Raw genomic sequence first — 19,260 nt, 5'->3', positions numbered from 1 at the left:
GGGCGGGGGTTGCTGGCGGAACTGGTTCTGCGGCGGCTGCTGCCCGATGGCCCAGGTGGCGATCCGGGGGCACGGCTGGCCGCCGCGGCGCATGCCCGGCCGCCCCTCGCGCTGGCCGAGCTGGCCCCGCTGGTGAGCGAGGCGGCCGTGGGCGGCGATCCGGTGGCGGTGTCCATCGTGGCCGAGGCCGCGGCCAGGCTGGCGAGCACCGCCTCCCTGGTGCACGAACCCGGGAGACCCCTCGTGCTGGCCGGTGGTGTGCTCACGGCGGAAGGCCCCGTACGCGATGCCGTACGGGGCCTTCTGGAGGGTGCGGTCACGGCGGGAGATCCGGCGGGGGCGGCGGCCTGGCTGGCCGCTCGGCCCCTGCTGAGCCCGCGGGAGGCCGAGGCGTACCACTTCCGCTTCACGCATCCCGCTTAGGCGCGCCGTCCCCGTCCCGCAGTTGCGTCGCGGGGCGGGTCAGGCGCGCCGCGCCCGGCTAGCGGGGCGGGTCAGGCGGGCTGGATGGGGTTGCGAGGCAGGCGTTCCGGGGTGACGAGCAGGCGCAGCACCCCGGCCTGCTCCGACTCCGCCTTCCAGACGATCCACTCGTCGCCGGCCTCGGCCCGCGGCCGGCCTTCCGCCCGGTAGCCGGTGTAGTCCGGGGAGGGCGTGATGATCTGGAAGACCATCGTGAGGCCGCGGTCGCGCGCTTCCTCCCGTACCTCGGCCACGGTCTTCTCCACGGGGTCGTAACCTTCGAGCATCTCGCCCTTGGCCGTCGCCGGGGTTGCCCTGCTCTGATACTTCTCCCCGGGCCGGGCCGGCCGGCCGAGCTTGACGAGGGCGTCACCGGCGAAGTCGCGTTTCACCAGCAGGGTCATCGCGCAACCGTCCTGGCCGGGCGTGCAGCCCGCGGGCGTTGTCCCGGAACCGATGCCGAGCTGGTCGGGGTGGCTGACCCGGATGCCGGGGGCGCTCACCCCGGTGACACGACCCACCTTGGACGGCGAGGAGGGCACGGGCTGCAGCCGCACGTTCAGGCCCACCGCCTTGAACCCCTTCGTGTACTCGGCGTAGTCGGCGAGCGGGTCCTTGATGGTGGCGACGTACTGGTCGCCGCGCAGCTCGATGTCGATGGCGGAGCTGGCGTAGGAGGTGGCGGGACCGCCGAGGACGGCCGGGCCGATCACGGCGGCGGCGGCCAGGCCCGCGACGGCCACGGCGCCCGCGGCCAGGCGGCCGGTACGGCCGCGGAACAGGCCGCGGAACAGGCCACGGAACAGGCCACGGCCGGGTACGAGTCCGTTCGCCGAATCACTCATCATGCTCTCCTGTGCTTCGCCGGTGATCGAGGTGAGGAGCGTCCGGGCCCCCGCGCCGGTCGCCTGTCCTGCCAGGTCCTCGTCGCGGACCCTGGCGAGATGCCGCAGATCGTTCATCGATGCTTCCTTTCGCTGAAGTCCGTAAGGGCGCACGTCACAACGACTCCATGACGACGCCGCCGACGGAGACGCCTGCACCGGCCAGCGCCTTGGACAGGCGCTTGCGCGCCCGGTAGAGCCGGATGCGCACGGCGTTGCGCGAGCAGCCGAGGACCTTGGCGAGCTCTCCGTGGTCCAGGCCCTCCCAGGCGACGAGCGAGATCAGCTCGCGGTCGTCGGCGGGCAACTCGCGAAAGGCCCGCGCGATCGCGCCGACCTCGACGCCGCTCTCGGGTGAGTGGCCGTAGAGGTCGGCGAGCTCGGTGTCGAGCTCCGTGTTCCTGTGCCGGTGCCTGGCCTGGCCGCGGTGGTGGTTGGCCAGCACGTTCCTCGCCACTCCGTACAGCCAGAGCGGGGCCTGCTCGCCGGGCGGCAGGGCGTCGAAGCGGCGCCACGCGATGGCGAAGGTCTCGGCGACCACGTCCGCCGCGTCCTCGGGAGAGTCGCAGCGGCGCACGGCGTAGCCGAGGATGCGTTCGTACGTTTGCTTGTAGACGGCCTCGAACCGGCTTCTCCGGTCGTCATCCACGGGCGGATCCCATGGTCGGCCTCCTCGGGGTCGGGGAATCGGAACACCCCGTACATGTCGAAGGGGCCTTCAGCATTTCAGCCGATTTTTCACCTCACGAGCAGTGCGGCGCTTCCGTAGCTCCCGCCGAACCCCGTCACCAGCGCCACGGAACGCCCCGATCGCAGCTCCCTGACGGCCTCGGCGACGTTGTTCAGCCCGTGCACGTACCCCTCCGAGAGCAGACCTCCGTGCGGGTTCACCCAGGCGTGCCGTCCCTCCAGCAGGTAGGCCCCGAGCTCCTCGCGCGCCACGAAGCCGAGGTCCTCCAGTTGCCTGGGCACGAGCCACGAGTAGGCGTCGTACGGCAGGGCCACGTCCACGTCCGCGGGCCGCATCCCGGAGGCCTCCCAGAGCATGGGGGCCACGTACGCGGAGAAGATCGTGCTCACGTCGGGCGCGCGGTCCATCGACGAGCAGCCCGGCCCTCCCCCGCGCACCACGGCGTGCACGCGCGGCCCGTCGAGCACGGCGCTGACCAGCAGCGCGCACGCCCCGTCGGTCTCCTGGCAGCAGTCGACCGTGCGCAACGGGGTGCAGACGTACGGCCTGGCCAGGTAGGCGTCGAGAGGGAGGGGGTCGCGGCGCAGGGCGCGGGGGTTGGCCGCGGCGTTGCGCCTGGACTGGGCGACGACGGCGTGCAGGTGCTCGGCGGTGAGGCCGGTGTCGTGCAGGTAGCGGGTGGCGGCCAGGGCGAACAGGGGGATGGGGCCCGCCAGTCCGTACGTGGGGGTGCCAGTGGATGGGCCCGTGGAGGCGGTGTTCATGCGCGTGCCTGAGCGCCCGTTGAGCGCCCGATATATCAAGATATTGCGGGCGAGCCCGGCCTGGATCAGCATCGCCGCGTCCCCGAGGATCGACGCCGCCTGCGTGCCCCCGCCGGCGATGTCGTTGTGCCAGCCGAGCCGCTCGATCCCGAGCGCCCTGGCCACCCGTACGACCGGCGCGGAGTCGTTCATGTGGTAGCTGAGCACCGCGTCCACCTCGCGCGGCCCGATCCCCGCGTCCGCGCAGGCGGCCCGGCACGCCTCGGCCGCGAGCTCCTCCTCGGTGCGCCCGGACCTCCTGGTCAGGGCCGTCATCCCGATCCCGGCCACGGCCGCCCGCCCTGCGAACGGCTGCATGTTCCTCCCTCCCCCGCCCCGATCACGCTAACCGGCCGCACCGATCCAGACAAGCGCTTGCTCAACAGGCCGCGCCCCGCCTTTGCGGCCGGCCGGAACGCCCGCGTTCGGCGTCCGCAGACCCCGCCCCCGCACCGGCCGGAACCGCACGACAGGCCCCCGGCCAGCGGGTGAGGGCCCGGCGCCGGAAGATCGACGGCGCCGGATAACTGTGTATCTTCACGGAAGCTATCGCCTCTTGTAATACCGAGGTTCGATCAACCGATAGCCCATCATCATCATCACGGCCGAGGTGAGCGATGGATCTACGCTACGTCCGCTACGCCCTCGCGATCGCGCGCGCGGGTTCCCTGCGCCGCGCCGCCGCCGCACTGCACATCTCCCAGCCCACGCTGTCCGAGCAGCTCAGAGCCATGGAGAAGGAGATCGGCGTCGAGCTGTTCAGCCGCTCGTCGAGCGGGGTGCGGCTCACCGAGGCGGGCGAGGCGTTCCTGGCCCAGGCCACCGTCGCGGTCGACGCCTTCGAGCGGGCCGTGACGGCCGCGAGGAGCAAGGGCCACGTCGCCCGCCTCGGCGTGGCCGACGGGCTGACCGACGTGGTGGCCCGCCTGCTGTCCCAGCTGCAGAACGGAAACCTGCGCGTCGCCCCGATGGGGACGGCCGAGCAGCTCGTCTCCATCGCCGACGGCGCGCTGCAGGCCGGGCTCGGCTACGCGCCCGGCTCCATGCCGAGGGGCGTGGGCCGCATGCTCGTGCACCGTTTCCCGGTGCACGCGCTGATGCCGCGTTCGCATCCCCTGGCCGCCGCCGGAACGCTGTCACTGGCGGACCTGGCGTCGGAGCCGCTGGTCATGCCGGAGTCCGACGCGGTGGCCGGCGCCCGCCGATTCCTCGAAGGGTTCGTACGCCACCGCCTGCACCCCCGCCTCGGCCCGTCGGCGGCCACGCACGACCTGGTCATCGACATGGTGGACTCGGGCGCGGGCTACGCCCTCTGCGTCCACGAGGGCACGCGGATCCCCGACACGCTCGTCTTCCTCCCCATCAAGGAGGAGGTCCCTCCCCTGGAGGTCGTCTTCCTCTGGAACCGTCAGGCCGACGTACAGGAGCTGGTCAGCGCGGCCCGTCACCTGGCCCGATCTGGATAGCGCTAATATCTATTGATGCGCATCTCCGAACTGAGCGCCAGGTCAGGCGTGGCCATCCCCACGATCAAGTACTACCTGCGTGAGGGCATGCTCCACCAGGGCGAGCAGACGGCCCCGACGCGGGCCGCGTACGACGAGTCGCACCTGCGCCGGCTCCGCCTGATCCGGGCCCTGCTCGACGTGGGCAGGCTCTCCGTCGCCTCGATCAAGCAGGTCGTCGCCGCCGTCGACGACGAGTCGCTGCCCATTCACGAGATGCTGGGCATCGCCCACTACGCCCTCAGCCCCGGCGTGCAGCCGGATTCCGGCGAGGAGTGGCAGCGGGCCCGCGCCGAGGTCGACCACCTCGTCGAGAAGCTCGGCTGGAACGTCACGCCCGAGGCCCCCACCCGCGACGAGCTGGCCCAGACGCTGGTCAGGATGCGCCAGCTCGGCCTGGCCGTGGACCTCGCGCCCTACGTCGAGACGGCGAGGAAGCTGGTGTCGGAGGTGGAGATGGACAAGATCCCGTTCGACGGCCCGCGCGACGCCGCCGTGGAGGCCCTGGTGCTCGGCACGGTCCTCTACGGCCGGGCGTTCGACGCGCTGCGCAGGATGGCTCAGGAGTCGGAGTCGGCCGCCCGCCTCGGCCTGTAGCCCCGCGCCGCGACGGCTTCGAGCGCCGTGAGATACGCCGCGATCGCCGGCCGGGCCTCCGACCCGCGCCGGACCGCCGCGTAGACGTGCCGCCGGATGTCGTGCCCGGTCGGGGCCACGCTGACGACCCCCGCGGGGACGGGCAGCCGTGCGGCGCGGGGAACGAAGGCGATGCCCATCTCCGCTTCGACCAGGGCCAGGATCGCCGTCCAGTCGCCGGCCCGGTGCCGCACCCGGGGGCGGAACCCGGCGGAGGCGCAGGCGAGGTGCAGCAGGCGGTCGCAGGCGTCGCCTTCGATGGTGCTGACCCACTCCTCGTCCCGCAGCCGCGACAGGTCGACCGACGGCTCGCGCGCCGACGGGTGCACGATCGGCAGGGCGAGGTCGAAGTCGTCGGTGCCCAGCTCCACCCTGGTGCATCTCGTGTCGTCGCCGGACGGCGCTCCCTCCGCCTCCACCTCGACGACCACGTCGAGCTCTCCGCCGGCGAGCCGGTCGCGGCAGTCGGGCGCGGCGATCTCGCGGATGTCGACCTGCAGCCGTGGATGGCTGTCGCGGAGCATGAGAGCCGCCGGGATGAGCAGGGAAGAGATCGTCGAGGGGAAGGAGCCCACCGTGATCCGCCCCAGCTCGCCGTTCACCGTGGCCTGAACCTCGCCCATCGCCCGCTCGACCAGCGCGAGCATGGCATAGGCATGCTCCACGAGCACCAGGCCGGCGTCCGTGAGACGCAGTTTGCGGCCGTCGGCCTCGGCGAGCGGCACCCCGGCCTCGCGCGTCAGCGTCGCCAGTTGCTGGGAGGCGGCGGACGGCGAGATGTGCAGCGTGGAGGCCGCGGCATGGAGCGTGCCCTGCTCGTGCAGGGCCACGAGCAGCTTCAGGCGAGCCGGATCGACCATGCACATCAACTTACCATTACCAGCCAGAAACATTTGATTGTCTTCACGGTTGACGACCGGCAGCATGGGAGCCGAGCAGCCGAGAAGGAAGAGGTGCACGGCCGATGAAAGCACTCGCCCTGAGCGCGAGCCCCCGCAAGGACGGCAACTCACGCCTGCTGGCGGAGGCCGTACTGGAAGGGGCGGCGAGCCGCGGGCACGAGGTCGAGCTCGCCGATCTGTCCGATGCGGTCGCGGCGCCCCTGCGCGACTGCCGCACGTGCCGGCAGGCCGACGGCGCATGCTCGATCGGGGACGGCTACGAGCCCCTGCTGCTGCGGCAGGTCCTTCCCGCCGACGCGCTCGTCCTGGCCACCCCGCTCTACTGGTACGGCATCGCGGGGCAGCTGAAGATCTTCATCGACCGCCTCTTCTGCTACCTCAAAACCGATTACCCCGGCTGCGCGGACGTCAGGCGACGCCTCGTCGGCAAGCGGCTGGCCGTCGTGGTGAGCTCCGAGGAGACCTACCCGGGCTCGATGGTCGGCGTCACCGCGCAGCTGCAGGAGCTCGCCCGCTACCTCCACCACGACCTGGTCGGCGTCGTGCGCGGCGTCGCCAACTCGCGCGGAGAGGTGGCACGCGACCCCGCCGATCCGCTGGCCCAGGCGTACGGTCTCGGAACGCGCCTGTTCGAGGGACACGTGAGCGACCACCGCATCGACACCGTCCGCGACGGTGTGGTGTGGCCCTGACCGCACGCACCGGAGCCATGATGCTCATCCGGACATTTCACGACGTTCTCGGATCCGCGCACGACGTCGACTGGACCAACGGTACGAGCCGCCGCCTCCTCGTCGCGGCGGACGGACGCGGATACACGCTCACCGACACCTACGTGCGCTCGGGCACGACCACCCTCCTCCGGTACGACCGGCACCTCGAAGCCTGCTACTGCGTCGAGGGCGAGGGCCGGGTGGAGACGGCCGACGGGCTGTTCGCCCTCGCCCCCGGCACGTTGTACGCACCGGACCCGGGCGAGGAACACCGCCTGACCTCTGCCGGCGGGATGCGGCTGATCTGCGTGTTCAGCCCGGCGCTCAACGGTGACGAGAACCACGACCTCGCGCCGGGACGCCCCTCCGGGTTCTGACGAACCCCATGCTCTAGACCATGCCGTTGGCGCGCAGGGTGCGGACCGCGCCGACCGTGACGGCGCCGCGCCATTCGAGCGCCCCGGCGGGTGAGATGCGCGCGTAGTCGACGACCCACCCGCCGTCGTCCTGCTGCTCCCCCGCCAGCCGTACGAGGTCCGCGGCGATCACCTCGGGCTCGAACAGGCGGCGGGCCGGGCTGCCCGGCAGGGGCGCGAAGTCGAGCGGCCGCAGCGCCTCCTCCTCGGTGCCGCCCTCGACCGGCACCCGCCCGTCCGCCGGGATGTGACCGGCCAGCCGCTTGAGCAGCTCGGCCGCCTCCGGCCTGCTGTCGTGGACGGCGTCGAGGAAACGTACGCAGAACAGCAGCACGTACGCGTGCGGCATGCCCTCCAGCCGCTGGATCGCGTCGAGGCAGTGGCGGGTGGCCCGCTCCAGCCACGGGTGCGCCGCGACGGCCGGGTCGTGCGCGGCGACCTGGTGCGCCGCGGCCGCCGTCACGGAGGTGATCTGCAGGGACGACACGGACGGGTCGCCGCTCCTCCACCAGGGAGCGCTGGCCTCGGAGACGGCGAGCGGGAGCGAGAACGGCAGCCCGCCGTCGGGCAGCGTCACGGACTCCAGCCAGTCGCACAGCGCCGCCGCGTGCGGCATGGTGGGCGGCGTCATCTGCGGGGCGGCCTCCCCGAACACCTCGAAGGCGTGCAGCGCGGTGCCCGGCTGGCTCTCGGGCGTGCGCAGGTCGGGTTCGAGGCCCCAGCCGTAGCCGCCGTCGGGGTTGCGGTAGGCGTCGAGGGCGGCCAGCACGGAGGCGGCGTCGCCCGCGCCCGTCATCAGGTCGTAGCGGCGGCGGTCAAGGACACGCGCGTGCCCGGCCAGGAAGCCGGGGATCGCGGAGAGGTTCACGTTCATACCGTCATCGTGCCCGGACCGCCGCCCGTGGTCTTGTAACTTCCGGACACGTCACTCGCGGATCGTGACCGGCCGTTTGAGCAGCCACAACGCCGCCCGCTGAAGGAGCGTCCGGTGGATCTCGTTGTCGTAGGACCTGGTGTCGTGGCCCAGCGCGTCGTAGAAGACCCGGCCGCGCCGGACCGGCCGCGCCCAGACGAGGGGCTGGCCGTTCGACGAGGCCAGCGGCTTGACGTCGGGCAGCACGTGGAGGTCGCTGTAGACCTCGTCGACCACGTCGAAGTCGCGCAGGCCGTCGACCACCGGATGCCCGCCGTGCACGCGTACCCCCGTCCACCCCAGCGGCGGATGGTGGGACTTGGGCCAGCTCCAGCAGCCGCCCAGGACGCGCGGCCAGCCCTGCCAGTCGTCGAAGCAGATCGACGCGGAGTGCATGCACAGCAGCCCGCCGCCCCGGTCGAGGTGGTCGAGAAGGGTGGTGCGGGCCCCGGCCGGTAAGGAGAAGGCCGATGCGGCCCGCTGGTCGGCGAAACGGTCGTGGCCCATCTGCCAGCGCAGCGCGTTGACGGTGATGAGCTGGACCTCGGACGGCTCGCTCAGCGCGCCCGCGATGTCCTCGGTGATCTCGGACTCGACCCCGACCTCGGAGAGCACCTCTGCGAGCGCCTCCGACGTGGCGGCGAAGTCATGGAACAGGCCTCCTGAGAGGATGAGATTTCTCGCCACCCGTCCAGCCCATCACGCTTCCCGCGGCATTACCACCCGTGAACCGTCACCTCCGGCACGCGGCACCCCCGGCACGCGCCCCGCCGCGGTGACGGGGCATGATGCCAGCGTGGACTTCGAGGAACACCGCCCCATGCTGCTCGGGCTGGCCTATCGCCTGCTCGGGAGCATGTGGGACGCCGAGGACGTCGTGCAGGAGGCGTGGCTGCGCTGGCAGGGCGCCGACCGTGACGGCATCAGGGAGCCGCGGGCGTACCTGGTGACCGTGGTGTCGCGGCTGGCTCTCGACCAGCTCCGCTCCGCGCGGGCCAAGCGGGAGTCCTACACCGGGCCGTGGCTGCCCGAGCCGGTGCTGACGTCGGAGGCCGGTCCCCTGGACACGGCCGAGCTGCGTGACACCGTCTCGTACGCCACCCTGCACATGATGGAGCGGCTCTCACCGCCGGAGCGGGCGGTGTTCGTGTTGCGGGAGGCGTTCGAGCTGCCGTACGACGAGATCGCCGGGATCGTCGAGTCGTCCGTGGTCAACGCCAGGCAGCTGCACCACCGGGCGTCCACGCGGCTGGCCGAGGGGCGTGACAAGTTCCAGCCGACGACCGAGGACCACAGCAGGCTGCTGGTGAAGTTCATGGACGCGGCGAAGGGCGGCGACCTCGACGCGCTCACCGAGCTGTTCCACGAGGACGTCGTGTCGTGGAACGACGGCGGCGGCAAGGTCAGGGCGGCGCTGCGGCCGGTCTCCGGCCGGCACAAGGTGGCGTCCTTCCTGTCGGCCCTGACGGTCCGCTACGCGTTCACGGGCGTGCGGCTGATGGACGTCAACGGCCACCCGGCGCTCTGGACCCGGTCGCTGGAAGGCGACCAGGTCGTGATGGTGAACGTGCGCGACGGCCGCATCCAGGACCTCTACACCGTGCTGAACCCGGACAAGCTGGTACGCGTGCACAAGACCTGAGCCACGTGCGGCCGATGTGGGCGCTCGCACGACCTATAGTCGCGCATATGGATCTCGGCATCTCGGGCAAGGTCGCCCTCGTCACCGGAGGAAGCGCGGGCATCGGGCTCGCCGCGGCGAAGAGCCTCGCGCGCGAAGGCTGCGACGTCTGCGTCAGCGCCCGCAGCCCGGAGCGGCTCGCGGACGCGGTGGTGGAGCTGCAGGAATACGGCAAGGTCGTGCACGCCGTGCTGGCCGACGTGGAGGACCCGGCGACCGCACGGCGGGTGGTCGAGGAGACCCGCGACGTGCTCGGCCCGATCGACATCCTCGTGGCCAACGCGGGCGGCCCGCCGGCCGGCCGCTTCGACGAGGTGGGGCTGGAGGAGTGGGACGTCGCGATCCAGCGCAACCTGCTCGGCACCGTGCGCCTCATCCACGCGGTCCTGCCGGAGATGCGCGCCCGCGGCTGGGGCCGCATCGTCACGGTCACCAGCAGGTCGGCCCGTGAGGCGATCGACGGCCTGGCGCTGTCCAACGCCACCCGCTCGGCCGTGGCCGGCGTCGTGCGCACGCTTGCCCGCGAGTCGGGCCGCGACGGCGTGCTGGTCAACAACGTCATGCCAGGCCCGATCGAGACCGAGCGGCTGCGGGAGCTGGCGGGCGGCGAGGAGGCGCTGCGGCAGCGGGGCGAGTCGGTGCCGGTCGGCCGCATCGGACGCGCCGAGGAGGTGGGCGACGTGGTGGCGTTCCTCGCGAGCGAGCGGGCGTCGTTCGTGAACGGGGTTTCGCTGCTGGTCGACGGCGGGGAGAGCCACGTCATCGCCTGACGCCCGCGGCCGGGAGACGGCCGCTCCCCGGTCTTTGCGCTGACCTGGTGGAGCAGGTGCTCAGGCACCGCTTCGCACATGACATCCTTCCCTTTAGGGACGGATTGCGACAAGGCAGGGGCGTAACGGCATGGAGAAGCCGGTCATCGTGACGGTGGACGACGACCCGGGCGTCTCGCGGGCGGTCGCTCGTGACTTGAGGCGTCGCTACGGCCAGAACTACCGGGTCGTCCGCGCGGAAGCGGCCAAGGACGCCATCGACGCGGTCAGGGAGATGCGGCTGCGCGGCGACGAGGTGGCGGCCCTGCTGGCCGACTACCGCATGCCGCAGATGAACGGCGTGCAGTTCCTGGAGGCCGCGATGGACCTCTATCCGTACGCGCGCCGGGTGCTGCTGACCGCCTACGCCGACACCGACGCCGCCATCCAGGCGATCAACGTGGTCGACCTCGACCACTACCTGCTCAAGCCGTGGGATCCGCCGGAGGAGAAGTTCTACCCGGTGATCGACGGGCAGCTCGACGCCTGGCTGCGCACCGACAGGATCGAGCGGTCGGAGCTGCGCGTGGTGGGCGACCGGTGGTCCGCGCAGTCGTACAAGGTGCGCGACTTCCTGGCCCGCAACCACGTGCCGTACCAGTGGATGCTGGCCGAGGACCCGGAGGGCGAGCAGCTCGTGAGGGCCGCCGGCGAGGACTGCCACCTGCCGCTCGTGGTGACCGCCGACGGCACCACGCTGCAGTCGCCCGACCAGTCCACGCTGGCCACGACGGTGGGGTTGTCGACCACCCCGGCCACCGACTTCTACGACCTGATCGTGGTGGGCGGCGGGCCCGCCGGGCTCGGCGCCGCCGTCTACGGCGCGTCGGAGGGGCTCAACACGGTGCTGGTCGAGGCGTACTCGTCGGGTGGCCAGGCGGGCCAGAGCTCCCGCATCGAGAACTACCTGGGTTTCCCCGACGGCGTCTCCGGCCAGCAGCTGGCCGACCGGGCCCGCAGGCAGGCGCTGAAGTTCGGGGCGGAGCTGCTGACCGCGCGCAAGGTGACCGCGCTGGAGCCGCGTGGGCAGGCGCGGGTGGTCGGGTTCAAGGACGGCGGCGAGATCGCGGCCCACGCGGTGATCCTCGCGACCGGCGTCACCTACCGCCGGCTGCAGGCCCCAGGGCTCGACGACTTCGTCAGCCGGGGCGTGTTCTACGGCGCGGCCCTCACCGAGGCCCCCGCGTGCAGGGACACCGAGGTCTACATCGTCGGCGCGGCCAACTCGGCGGGGCAGGCGGCCGTCTACCTGTCGGGATTCGCGAGCAAGGTCCACTTGTTGGTGAGGAGTGACGGTCTGGAGAAGTCCATGTCCCACTACCTCATCGAGCAGATCGCCGCGCTGCCCAACGTCGAGGTCCACCTCGAGACGGAGGTCGTCGGCGGTGGTGGCAGCGACCACCTGGAACGGCTGACCCTGTCGTCCAAGGGCGAGGAGCGCGTCGTCGACGCGCAGTGGTTGTTCGTCTTCATCGGCGCGGAGCCGTACACGTCGTGGCTCGGGGAGACGGTCGAACGGGACGCGCGCGGGTTCGTGCTGACGGGGCCCGACCTGGTCCAGGGCGGGCGGCGGCCGCGCAACTGGCCGCTGCGGCGGGAGCCGTACTACCTGGAGACGAACGTGCCCGGGGTGCTGGCCGCGGGCGACGTACGCGCGGAGTCGATCAAGAGAGTGGCCTCCGCCGTCGGAGAGGGCGCGATGGCCGTCACCCTCGTGCACCGCTACCTGGAGAAACAATGAACCGAGAGCAGGCCGGCATCGACATCGACGAGCTGCGCAAACTGTTCCTGTTCGAGCGGCTGACCGACGAGCAGCTCGGCAAGCTGGCCGGCAGCGGCGCGGTGCAGACGTACGCGCAGGACGAGGACGTCCTGCGGCAGGGCGAGCCGGCGGAGTGCTTCGCGGTGCTGCTCGAGGGCGAGGTGCAGATGATCAGCGAGACCGTCAGCGCCGGCACCGTCGCCATGCCCCGCACCTCGCAGCCCGGCGTCTACGGCGGCGCCACCTCGGCCTACCTCGGCGAGCGGGCGCCGCGGACCTACCAGCACACCCTGCGGGCCACCGCCCCCTCGCGGATCTTCATGCTGCCGGCCAAGAAGTTCGCCTACATCGTGGCCGAGTGGTTCCCCATGGCGATGCACCTGCTCGACGGCCTGCTGTCGGGCGGCAGGATGCAGCGGGAGATCATCGACCGGCGGCAGCGGCTCACCGCGCTCGGCACGATCACGGCCGGGCTGACGCACGAGCTGAACAACCCGGCCGCGGCGGCCGTGCGCGCGGTGAGCGAGCTGCGCGCGCTGCTGCGGACCTCGCGCTTCCAGCTCGCCCAGCTCGCCGCGGACGGCATCGCGCCCGACAAGCTGCGCACGCTGATCGAGGTGCAGGAGCACTGCACAGAAGCGCTGGGCGGGAAGCAGCGTTCGCCGCTGGAGATCTCCGACGCCGAGGACGCCCTGGGCGAGGAGCTGGACGAGCTGGGCGTCGAGGACGCGTGGGATCTGGCGCCCTCGCTGGTCAACGCCGGGTTCTCCAGCGACGACCTGCGGAAGATCCGCGAGAAGATGGGCGAGGAGCACACGCCGGCCGCTCTGCGCTGGCTGGCCGAGGCGATCGAGATCTCGCAGATGCTGAGCGAGGTGACCGAGGCGACCGAGCGCATCACGTCGCTGATCCGCTCGGCCAAGCAGTATTCGCAGATGGACCGGGCGCCGTTCCAGCTGGTCGACGTGCACGACCTGCTCGACAGCACGGTCGCGATCTTCCGTGGCAAGATCCCGCCGGGGGTCACGGTGGTCACCGGCTACGACCGTACGCTGCCGCTGATCCCCTGCTACGCGGGCGAGCTGAACCAGGTGTGGACCAACCTGATGCACAACGCGCTCGACGCCATGGGCGAGTCGGGCACGCTGACCATCCGCACCGCGTACGACGAGGACGAGGCGATCGTCGAGATCGGCGACACCGGGCCCGGCGTGCCCGAGGCGATCAAAGACCGGATCTTCGAGCCGTTCTTCACCACGAAGACCGTCGGGGAGGGCACCGGGCTGGGGCTCGACATCTCCTACCGGATCGTGGCCGGCCGGCACGGCGGGGAGATCAAGGTGCGCTCGGAGCCGGGCGACACGTGGTTCGAGGTACGGCTTCCGCTGCGCGAGCCCACGGCGGTTCCTGAGCCCGCCGTGTGAGCCCGGGCCGTGTCAGGGCATGCGGAAACCAGCGGCAATCACGACTTGTCATGACGAGTCGTGACCCCGTGTAATGGTTGACCGTAATGCGGAAAGGAGGCTTGCCCGTGGCCACGTCCCTTTCCCGGCAGCCCTCGGAAGGATGTTCGCGTTGATCACCGACTGGACCCGGCAGGCCCTACCGGCCATGCTCGACGACCTGAAGGCCGTGGTCGAGCTGGAGACCCACAGCTACGACAAGGCCATGCTGGTCAAGGGTCTGCGTGAGATCAGGGCCAGGGCCGTCGCGCGGCTCGGGACTCCGGACGACGAGATCCTGCACGAGGGCGGGCAGCACGGCGACATCCTGGAGCTCACCTATCAGGGCACCGCCCCGGGCACGGTGCTCATGCTCTGCCACTACGACACCGTCTGGCCGACGGGGACGCTGCGGTCGTGGCCGTTCGCGGTGGTGGACGACAAGGCCACGGGGCCCGGCGTGTTCGACATGAAGACGGGGCTGGTGCAGTCGATCTGGGCGCTGCGCGGGCTGCGCGAGCTGGGCCTGCCGCACCCGAGCGTGCGTTACCTGTTCAACGGGGACGAGGAGATCGGCAGCCCGGCCTCGCGCGAGCACATCGAGGAGGCCGGCATCGACGCGCTGGCCACCCTGGTCTTCGAGGCGTCCATGGACGGCGCGGTCAAGACCGCGCGCAAGGGCGTGGGGCTGTTCAACGTGAGCGCCATGGGGGTGGAGGCGCACGCGGGGCTGGATCCGTACGCGGGGGCGAGCGCGATCCACGCGCTGGCCGAGGTCGTCACCACCCTGGCCGCGGCGGGCTCCCCCGAGCGCGGCACCACGGTCAACGTCGGCCTGATCGGCGGCGGCACCGGTCGCAACGTGGCGGCCGGGCGCGCGACCTGCGGCGTGGACGTCCGCGTGAGCGATCCGGCGGAGATGGAGCGGATCGACGAGGTGTTCGCCCGGCTGCGGGCGTCGGACCCGCGGGTGTCGATCTCGTCGACCGGCGAGTGGAACCGGCCTCCCATGACGCCCAATCCGGCCTCCCAGCGGCTGTTCAAGGAGGCGCAGGAGGTGGCGGCCGGGTTCGGATGGCTGCTGGACGAGGCGGCGGTCGGCGGAGCCAGCGACGGCAACTTCGTCTCGGCGCTCGGGCGCCCGGTGCTGGACGGCATGGGGGCGATCGGGGACGGGGCGCACGCGCGGCACGAGCACGTGCTGGTCGAGCACATCCCCGAGCGGACGGCCCTGGCGATCGGGCTGGTCAGCGCTCTGGCCTGACCCCGCTGAAAACGTTGTCACGGGCGTGGTCGAGCGCGGTGAGCACGGCTCCGTGCAGGACCGCGTCGCCCTCGACCGTGGTGGCGCGGACCTCGGTGGGCGCCGGTGACATCGCCCGCAGGTGCTCGGCCACCTGCTCCGCCAGCGCGTCACCACCGTCCTGTCCCAGCTCGCCGCCGAGCACGATCAGCCCGGGGTCGAGGAGGGTGACGCAGGCGAAGGCGCCCCTGGCGATGCGCACCGCCAGCTCGGCGCGGTCGAGCCCCTGGGCGGCGTCGGCCGACACGAGGTGGCAGAAGTCGATGCCGCCCATGTCGAGGAACCCGATCTCGCCCGCGCCGCCCGACGCCCCACGTCGCACCCTGCCGCCGAGCACGACGGCCGCTCCGGTCGCGTCGCCCAGCCAGAGCAGCACGAAGTCCTCGCTCCCCTGGGCCGCTCCCGTGCGGAGCTCGGCGACGGCGGCGAGGTTGACCTCGTTCTCCAGGAGCACCTGCGCGCCGAGGCGCTGCCCCAGCGCGGAGATCAGCCCCGGTCGCCATCCGGGCACCTCGTTGGCGGAGACCAGCTCGCCGGTGCCCGGGTCGACCAGCCCCGGTGCGCCGATCACGACCATGTCGAGCGCGCGGCCGGCCGCCGCCTCCTCGACGACGCCGGCGACAAGACCGGTGAGCTCGCCGGCGACCGCTCGCGAGGCCGCGCCGACCGGCCGGCCGGCGAGGTCGGCGACTGTGACGTGCACGGCGGAACGCCGCAGGTCGACGCCCGCCACGTGGGCGCGGCCCGCCACGAGGCCGTAGAGCCGGGCGTTCGGCCCTCGCCGCTCGGCGCCGGACTCGCCGGTGACCTCGATGAGCCCGCTGTCCGTCAGCCGCTCGATCAGGTCGGACACGGTCGGCCGGGACAGGCCGGTCAGCGCGCGCAGCTGCGGCGCGGTCAGCGGACCGCGTTCGAGCAGCAGGTCGAGCGCCAATCGGTCGTTGATCGCACGGGCCATGGACGGGGTCGCGGTTCTCACGGCTCCATATTAGTCAGGGAACCTGCCTGAAATCTATTTCCATCAGGAACCCTTCCTGATAATTTGCTGGTATGAATTCCCATCGGGCCATCGCCGTCGTCTTCGCCCTGCACGGCGCCGTCGGCGGCAGCCTGGCCACCCGCATCCCCTGGCTCCAGGACCGGCTGGACCTCGGCCCCGGCATCCTCGGCCTCGCGCTGCTCTTCCCGTCGATCGGCGCCATCATCGGCCTGCCGCTGGCCGCCCGCCTGGCTCACCGCTTCGGCGCGCGCGCCGCCACCCGCGCGCTGCTCGCCGTGTGGTGCGCGAGCGTGATGCTGCCCGTGCTCTCGCCCGCGCCCGGCTGGTTGTTCGCGGCGTTCCTGCTGTACGGCTGCACGGCCGGCATGTGCGACGTGGTGATGAACGCCCACGCCGTCGTGCTCGAACGCCGTATCGGCCGCTCGATCATGTCAGGACTGCACGGCATGTGGAGCGTGGGCTGCCTGACCGCGGGCGGCGTCGGAGCCCTGGCCGCGCAGGCCGGCATCGACGCCAGGATCCACCTCGCGGCGGTCTCCCTCACGCTGATCGTTCTGGGCGCGATGGTCGGGAGCAGCCTGCCGCCCAGCGACACGTCCACCCACGCGCCCGCGCCCCGCCGTCTCGTCCTCCCCTCGCGCGGCATTCTGGCCATCGGCGCGGTCGGGTTCTGCGCCACGTTCGCGGAGGGCGCCGGCGCCGGCTGGGCAGCCGTCTACCTCTCCGAGATCACCTCCGCCGGTCCTGGGGCGGCCGCCGCCGGATACACCGTGCTCATGGTCTCCATGGCGGGGGCCCGGCTGGCGGGCGACCGGGTCATCCGTGCGCTCGGACCCGTGGTGGCCGTCAGGGCAGGCGGCATCGTGGCGACCGCCGGCTGCGTCATGGTGGTCGCGGCCCGCTCCCCCGCCCTGGGCATCGCCGGGTTCGCCCTGCTGGGGCTCGGCGTGGCGGTGGTCGTGCCGCTGGTGTTCACGGCGGCGGGCAACGCCGGGACGACGCCGGGTGCGGGCGTCGCGGGCGTGGCCACGATCACGTACGTGTCGGGGCTGTCGGCACCCGCCGTCATCGGATGGGTCGCGGACTGGTTGTCCTACCCGGCCGCGTTCGTGATGATCACCGGCGTGGTGGCGCTGCTGACGCTGCTGGCCCCCGTCCTGCGGCCCTCGCCCGCGTCCGCGCCGCCGAGGGAAGAGGCGCTCAGCGCCCGTTGACGGGGCGGCCCCGGCGCGTCGCCCGGCCTGGACTGCGGCGGGCTCTCACGTATACGCTCCCAAGCGAGCGCTTGGTTTACCTGAGGGGCCGCCGCATGAAGTTCTCGACCTTCCACCTCTTCCACCGCTTCGACGGCCAGAGCTTCAAGGACGTCTACGACCACCACCTGGAGCTCATCGAACTGGCCGAGGAGCTGGGGTTCGACGGGGTACGGCTGGCCGAGCACCACTTTCGCGACTACGGCGTCGCCCCCAACCTGTTCACCATGCTCGCCCACGCTGCCGCCCGCACCACGCGGCTGCGGCTGGGCACCGGCATCGTCGTCCTGCCCCTGCACGACCCGATCCACGTGGCCGAGGAGGCCGCGCAGGTGGACGTGCTCTCCGGCGGCCGGCTCGACCTGGGAATAGGGCGCGGATACCAGAGCGCCGAGTTCGAGGGGTTCGGCATCGACCTGGCGGAGGCCCGCGACCGGTTCAACGAGGCGCTCGACGTCATCGTCGGGCTCTGGACGCGGGAGACGTACCAGCACGAAGGGAAGTTCTACCGGACCGGCGCCGAGGTCTCGCTCGTGCCGAGGCCGCTGCAGACGCCCCACCCGCCGCTGCACGTCGCGGCCGTCTCGCCCGAGACCGTCACCATGTACGCCGAGCGCGGGCTGCCCATTCTGGCCGACCCCGCCGCGACGTTCCGCAAGGTCTGCGCGGCGGCCGGGGCCTGGCGGGAGACGGCCGCCCAGGCCGGCCACCCGGACGGGGCCGAGCTGGTGGTCGCACGCAGCGTGTACGTCGCCCCCACCCTTGAGCAGGCCCGCGCGGACCAGGAACGTTTCGAGGCGTCGTTCGACCGCTCGCGCATCTTCAACGAGCGCAGCGCCCCCATCGACCGGAGGACCGGCCGCGCCGCGCAGGGCTTCGAGTACTACCAGGACCGCTATCTCAAGGGCGGCACCGTGTCGGCCGGCTTCCGGTGGGAGCAGCTGGAGGTCATCGGGGACCCGGCACGGGTGATCGAGCAGATCACGCTGCTGCGGGACGCCGGCTTCACGAACCTCCTGTGCGACTTCGGCAGCACCCGGCCGATGCCGCTGGAGGACATGAAGCGGGTCATGCGGTTCTTCGCCGCCGAAGTGATGCCCGCATTCCCCCGGAGGCTCACATGATCCACAGCCTGTCCCTGTCGGACGTCCTCGCCGACCACGCCCGCAGCCGCCCAGGGGTCACCGCGGTGGTGGACGGCGCGACGCGGCTGACGTACCCGGAGCTCGACGCCCGCGTGACCCGCCTGGCCGGCGCCCTGGCCGGCCTGGGGGTGGGCGGCGGCGACCGGGTGCTCTGGCTGGGCCGCAACTCCTGCGCGGTGCTGGAGTTGCTGCTGGCCTGCTCGCGCCTGGGAGCGGTGTGCTGCCCGGCCAACTGGCGGCAGTCGGAGGACGAGCTGCGGTTCGTGCTGGCCGATCTGACCCCGTCGGTCGTCGTCTGGGAGCCGCCGGACCCGACGAGCGCGACGGACGCGCCAGGCACGACGGGTGCGCCGGACGTGCTGCGCGGCTCGGGGCAGGGTGTGTGGGTGCGGGCGGGCGACGAGTACGAGCGGCTGATCGCCGGCGCGAGCCCCCGGGAGTTCCCCCAGGTGGCGGACTCCGAGCCGGTGCTGGCCCTCTACACCGCCGCGTTCGGCGGCCGGCCGTGCGCCGCCCTGCTCGGCAGCGCCGCGCTCGTCGCCCACGCCACCTCGCTGCTCGTCGTCCGGCAGATGGAGCCGGGCTTCACCTTCCTCAACAGCGGCCCGCTCTACCACGTGGGCACGATGATGTTCTGCCTGGCGACGTTCCAGATCGGCGGCACGAACGTCTTCACCCCCGCGTTCGACCCCGAGGAGGTCTGCCGGCTGGTCGACGCCGAGCGGGTGACGCAGGCGTTCCTGTTCGGGCCGATGATCGACGCCGTCACGAAGGCGAACGCGGACGGCGCGTACGACCTGTCGTCCCTGCGGTTCGTCGCCCACTCGGCCGAGTGGGACGACATGATCACCGTGGACGGCTCGCCCTGGTGCCGGTCGAAGATGGGCGGGTACGGGCAGACGGAGGTGGGCGGGATGCTCACGTTCCTGGGGCTGGCGGA

General features: G+C 72.1%; 19 protein-coding genes and 1 pseudogene. 13 read left to right on the top strand and 7 right to left on the bottom strand.

Features of this window, described 5'->3' with window-relative positions:
- A pseudogene (locus E1295_RS49370) lies at positions 1-423 on the top strand (ATPase); the annotation flags it as partial.
- A gap of 71 nt (positions 424-494) precedes the next feature.
- On the opposite strand, the gene E1295_RS39890 reads toward E1295_RS49370, so the two are convergent.
- The 3 genes from E1295_RS39890 to E1295_RS39880 form a co-directional block, all read right to left on the bottom strand.
- Positions 495-1,424, bottom strand: a complete 930-nt coding sequence (locus E1295_RS39890) for a hypothetical protein (RefSeq protein ID WP_132639136.1) — start codon at positions 1,422-1,424, stop codon at positions 495-497.
- 37 nt (positions 1,425-1,461) lie between these two features.
- Positions 1,462-1,995, bottom strand: coding sequence for an RNA polymerase sigma factor (locus E1295_RS39885; protein WP_132639134.1), 534 nt, complete (start codon positions 1,993-1,995; stop codon positions 1,462-1,464).
- 89 nt (positions 1,996-2,084) lie between these two features.
- Positions 2,085-3,158: a thiolase C-terminal domain-containing protein gene (locus E1295_RS39880; RefSeq protein ID WP_132639132.1), complete on the bottom strand. Its 1,074-nt coding sequence runs from the start codon at positions 3,156-3,158 to the stop codon at positions 2,085-2,087.
- A gap of 299 nt (positions 3,159-3,457) precedes the next feature.
- Here E1295_RS39880 and E1295_RS39870 point away from each other — a divergent pair, with 299 nt between their 5' ends.
- Together E1295_RS39870 and E1295_RS39865 are read left to right on the top strand one after the other, a co-directional pair.
- A complete protein-coding gene (locus E1295_RS39870; RefSeq protein ID WP_132639130.1) occupies positions 3,458-4,306 on the top strand; it encodes a LysR family transcriptional regulator in 849 nt (282 codons plus the stop codon).
- A gap of 15 nt (positions 4,307-4,321) precedes the next feature.
- Positions 4,322-4,942, top strand: coding sequence for a MerR family transcriptional regulator (locus tag E1295_RS39865; protein ID WP_132639128.1), 621 nt, complete (start codon positions 4,322-4,324; stop codon positions 4,940-4,942).
- On the opposite strand, the gene E1295_RS39860 is transcribed toward E1295_RS39865, so the two are convergent.
- Positions 4,906-5,841: a LysR family transcriptional regulator gene (locus E1295_RS39860; protein WP_166427645.1), complete on the bottom strand. Its 936-nt coding sequence runs from the start codon at positions 5,839-5,841 to the stop codon at positions 4,906-4,908. The two genes, E1295_RS39865 and E1295_RS39860, sit on opposite strands and share 37 nt — an antisense overlap.
- Positions 5,842-5,945: 104 nt before the next feature.
- Here E1295_RS39860 and E1295_RS39855 point away from each other — a divergent pair, with 104 nt between their 5' ends.
- Both E1295_RS39855 and E1295_RS39850 read left to right on the top strand, forming a co-directional pair.
- The gene (locus E1295_RS39855) at positions 5,946-6,575 is read left to right on the top strand and encodes a flavodoxin family protein (protein ID WP_132639124.1); all 630 of its coding nucleotides are present in this window, start codon (positions 5,946-5,948) and stop codon (positions 6,573-6,575) included.
- A complete protein-coding gene (locus E1295_RS39850) occupies positions 6,566-6,973 on the top strand; it encodes an ectoine synthase (RefSeq protein ID WP_246080914.1) in 408 nt (135 codons plus the stop codon). The genes E1295_RS39855 and E1295_RS39850 overlap by 10 nt, the downstream gene beginning before the upstream one ends.
- 13 nt (positions 6,974-6,986) lie before the next feature.
- On the opposite strand, the gene E1295_RS39845 is transcribed toward E1295_RS39850, so the two are convergent.
- Together E1295_RS39845 and E1295_RS39840 are read right to left on the bottom strand one after the other, a co-directional pair.
- Complete coding sequence (locus E1295_RS39845) at positions 6,987-7,886, bottom strand: hypothetical protein (RefSeq protein WP_132639122.1); 900 nt, start codon at positions 7,884-7,886, stop codon at positions 6,987-6,989.
- Positions 7,887-7,937: 51 nt separating this feature from the next.
- Positions 7,938-8,612: a ThuA domain-containing protein gene (locus E1295_RS39840; protein ID WP_132639120.1), complete on the bottom strand. Its 675-nt coding sequence runs from the start codon at positions 8,610-8,612 to the stop codon at positions 7,938-7,940.
- A 109-nt stretch (positions 8,613-8,721) separates the two neighbouring features.
- Between E1295_RS39840 and E1295_RS39835 the strand changes: the two genes are divergently transcribed.
- The 5 genes from E1295_RS39835 (at position 8,722) to E1295_RS39815 (ending at position 14,883) form a co-directional block, all read left to right on the top strand.
- The gene (locus tag E1295_RS39835; protein WP_246080913.1) at positions 8,722-9,567 is read left to right on the top strand and encodes an RNA polymerase sigma-70 factor; all 846 of its coding nucleotides are present in this window, start codon (positions 8,722-8,724) and stop codon (positions 9,565-9,567) included.
- Positions 9,568-9,614: 47 nt separating this feature from the next.
- A complete protein-coding gene (locus E1295_RS39830; protein WP_166427644.1) occupies positions 9,615-10,376 on the top strand; it encodes an SDR family NAD(P)-dependent oxidoreductase in 762 nt (253 codons plus the stop codon).
- A 130-nt stretch (positions 10,377-10,506) separates the two neighbouring features.
- Complete coding sequence (locus E1295_RS39825; RefSeq protein ID WP_132639114.1) at positions 10,507-12,156, top strand: NAD(P)/FAD-dependent oxidoreductase; 1,650 nt, start codon at positions 10,507-10,509, stop codon at positions 12,154-12,156.
- Positions 12,153-13,601, top strand: a complete 1,449-nt coding sequence (locus tag E1295_RS39820; RefSeq protein WP_132639112.1) for an ATP-binding protein — start codon at positions 12,153-12,155, stop codon at positions 13,599-13,601. Before E1295_RS39825 ends, E1295_RS39820 begins: the two co-directional genes overlap by 4 nt.
- Before the next feature lie 142 nt (positions 13,602-13,743).
- The gene (locus E1295_RS39815) at positions 13,744-14,883 is read left to right on the top strand and encodes a M20 family metallopeptidase (protein ID WP_220449121.1); all 1,140 of its coding nucleotides are present in this window, start codon (positions 13,744-13,746) and stop codon (positions 14,881-14,883) included.
- Here E1295_RS39815 and E1295_RS39810 read toward each other — a convergent pair.
- Positions 14,867-15,901 (bottom strand): ROK family transcriptional regulator, encoded by a 1,035-nt coding sequence (locus E1295_RS39810; protein ID WP_220449120.1) that lies wholly within the window; start codon positions 15,899-15,901, stop codon positions 14,867-14,869. The two genes, E1295_RS39815 and E1295_RS39810, sit on opposite strands and share 17 nt — an antisense overlap.
- Positions 15,902-15,972: 71 nt before the next feature.
- Here E1295_RS39810 and E1295_RS39805 point away from each other — a divergent pair, with 71 nt between their 5' ends.
- From E1295_RS39805 to E1295_RS39795, 3 genes are all read left to right on the top strand, one after another.
- On the top strand, positions 15,973-17,136 hold the full coding sequence (locus E1295_RS39805; protein WP_132639110.1) for an MFS transporter: 1,164 nt from the start codon (positions 15,973-15,975) through the stop codon (positions 17,134-17,136).
- 95 nt (positions 17,137-17,231) lie between these two features.
- Positions 17,232-18,299, top strand: coding sequence for an LLM class flavin-dependent oxidoreductase (locus E1295_RS39800; RefSeq protein ID WP_132639108.1), 1,068 nt, complete (start codon positions 17,232-17,234; stop codon positions 18,297-18,299).
- A partial coding sequence (locus E1295_RS39795) for an AMP-binding protein (RefSeq protein WP_166427643.1) occupies positions 18,296-19,260 on the top strand: 965 nt, incomplete at its 3' end. The genes E1295_RS39800 and E1295_RS39795, both read left to right, overlap by 4 nt.

It is taken from the genome of Nonomuraea mesophila (assembly GCF_004352805.1).
GTDB classification, from domain to species: Bacteria; Actinomycetota; Actinomycetes; order Streptosporangiales; family Streptosporangiaceae; genus Nonomuraea; species Nonomuraea longispora.
Note: the sequence above shows the minus strand (reverse complement) of the source record. Positions and strands in the feature narration are given on the sequence as shown.

Excerpts from the sequence above, each read along its gene's own strand:
- E1295_RS39890 (WP_132639136.1), bottom strand. The coding sequence starts at position 1,424 with ATGAACGATCTGCGGCATCTCGCCAGGGTCCGCGACGAGGACCTGGCA.
- E1295_RS39880 (WP_132639132.1), bottom strand. The coding sequence starts at position 3,158 with ATGCAGCCGTTCGCAGGGCGGGCGGCCGTGGCCGGGATCGGGATGACG.
- E1295_RS39870 (WP_132639130.1), top strand. The coding sequence starts at position 3,458 with ATGGATCTACGCTACGTCCGCTACGCCCTCGCGATCGCGCGCGCGGGT.
- E1295_RS39865 (WP_132639128.1), top strand. The coding sequence starts at position 4,322 with ATGCGCATCTCCGAACTGAGCGCCAGGTCAGGCGTGGCCATCCCCACG.
- E1295_RS39860 (WP_166427645.1), bottom strand. The coding sequence starts at position 5,841 with ATGGTCGATCCGGCTCGCCTGAAGCTGCTCGTGGCCCTGCACGAGCAG.
- E1295_RS39855 (WP_132639124.1), top strand. The coding sequence starts at position 5,946 with ATGAAAGCACTCGCCCTGAGCGCGAGCCCCCGCAAGGACGGCAACTCA.
- E1295_RS39845 (WP_132639122.1), bottom strand. The coding sequence starts at position 7,886 with ATGAACGTGAACCTCTCCGCGATCCCCGGCTTCCTGGCCGGGCACGCG.
- E1295_RS39830 (WP_166427644.1), top strand. The coding sequence starts at position 9,615 with ATGGATCTCGGCATCTCGGGCAAGGTCGCCCTCGTCACCGGAGGAAGC.
- E1295_RS39825 (WP_132639114.1), top strand. The coding sequence starts at position 10,507 with ATGGAGAAGCCGGTCATCGTGACGGTGGACGACGACCCGGGCGTCTCG.
- E1295_RS39820 (WP_132639112.1), top strand. The coding sequence starts at position 12,153 with ATGAACCGAGAGCAGGCCGGCATCGACATCGACGAGCTGCGCAAACTG.
- E1295_RS39815 (WP_220449121.1), top strand. The coding sequence starts at position 13,744 with ATGTTCGCGTTGATCACCGACTGGACCCGGCAGGCCCTACCGGCCATG.
- E1295_RS39805 (WP_132639110.1), top strand. The coding sequence starts at position 15,973 with ATGAATTCCCATCGGGCCATCGCCGTCGTCTTCGCCCTGCACGGCGCC.
- E1295_RS39800 (WP_132639108.1), top strand. The coding sequence starts at position 17,232 with ATGAAGTTCTCGACCTTCCACCTCTTCCACCGCTTCGACGGCCAGAGC.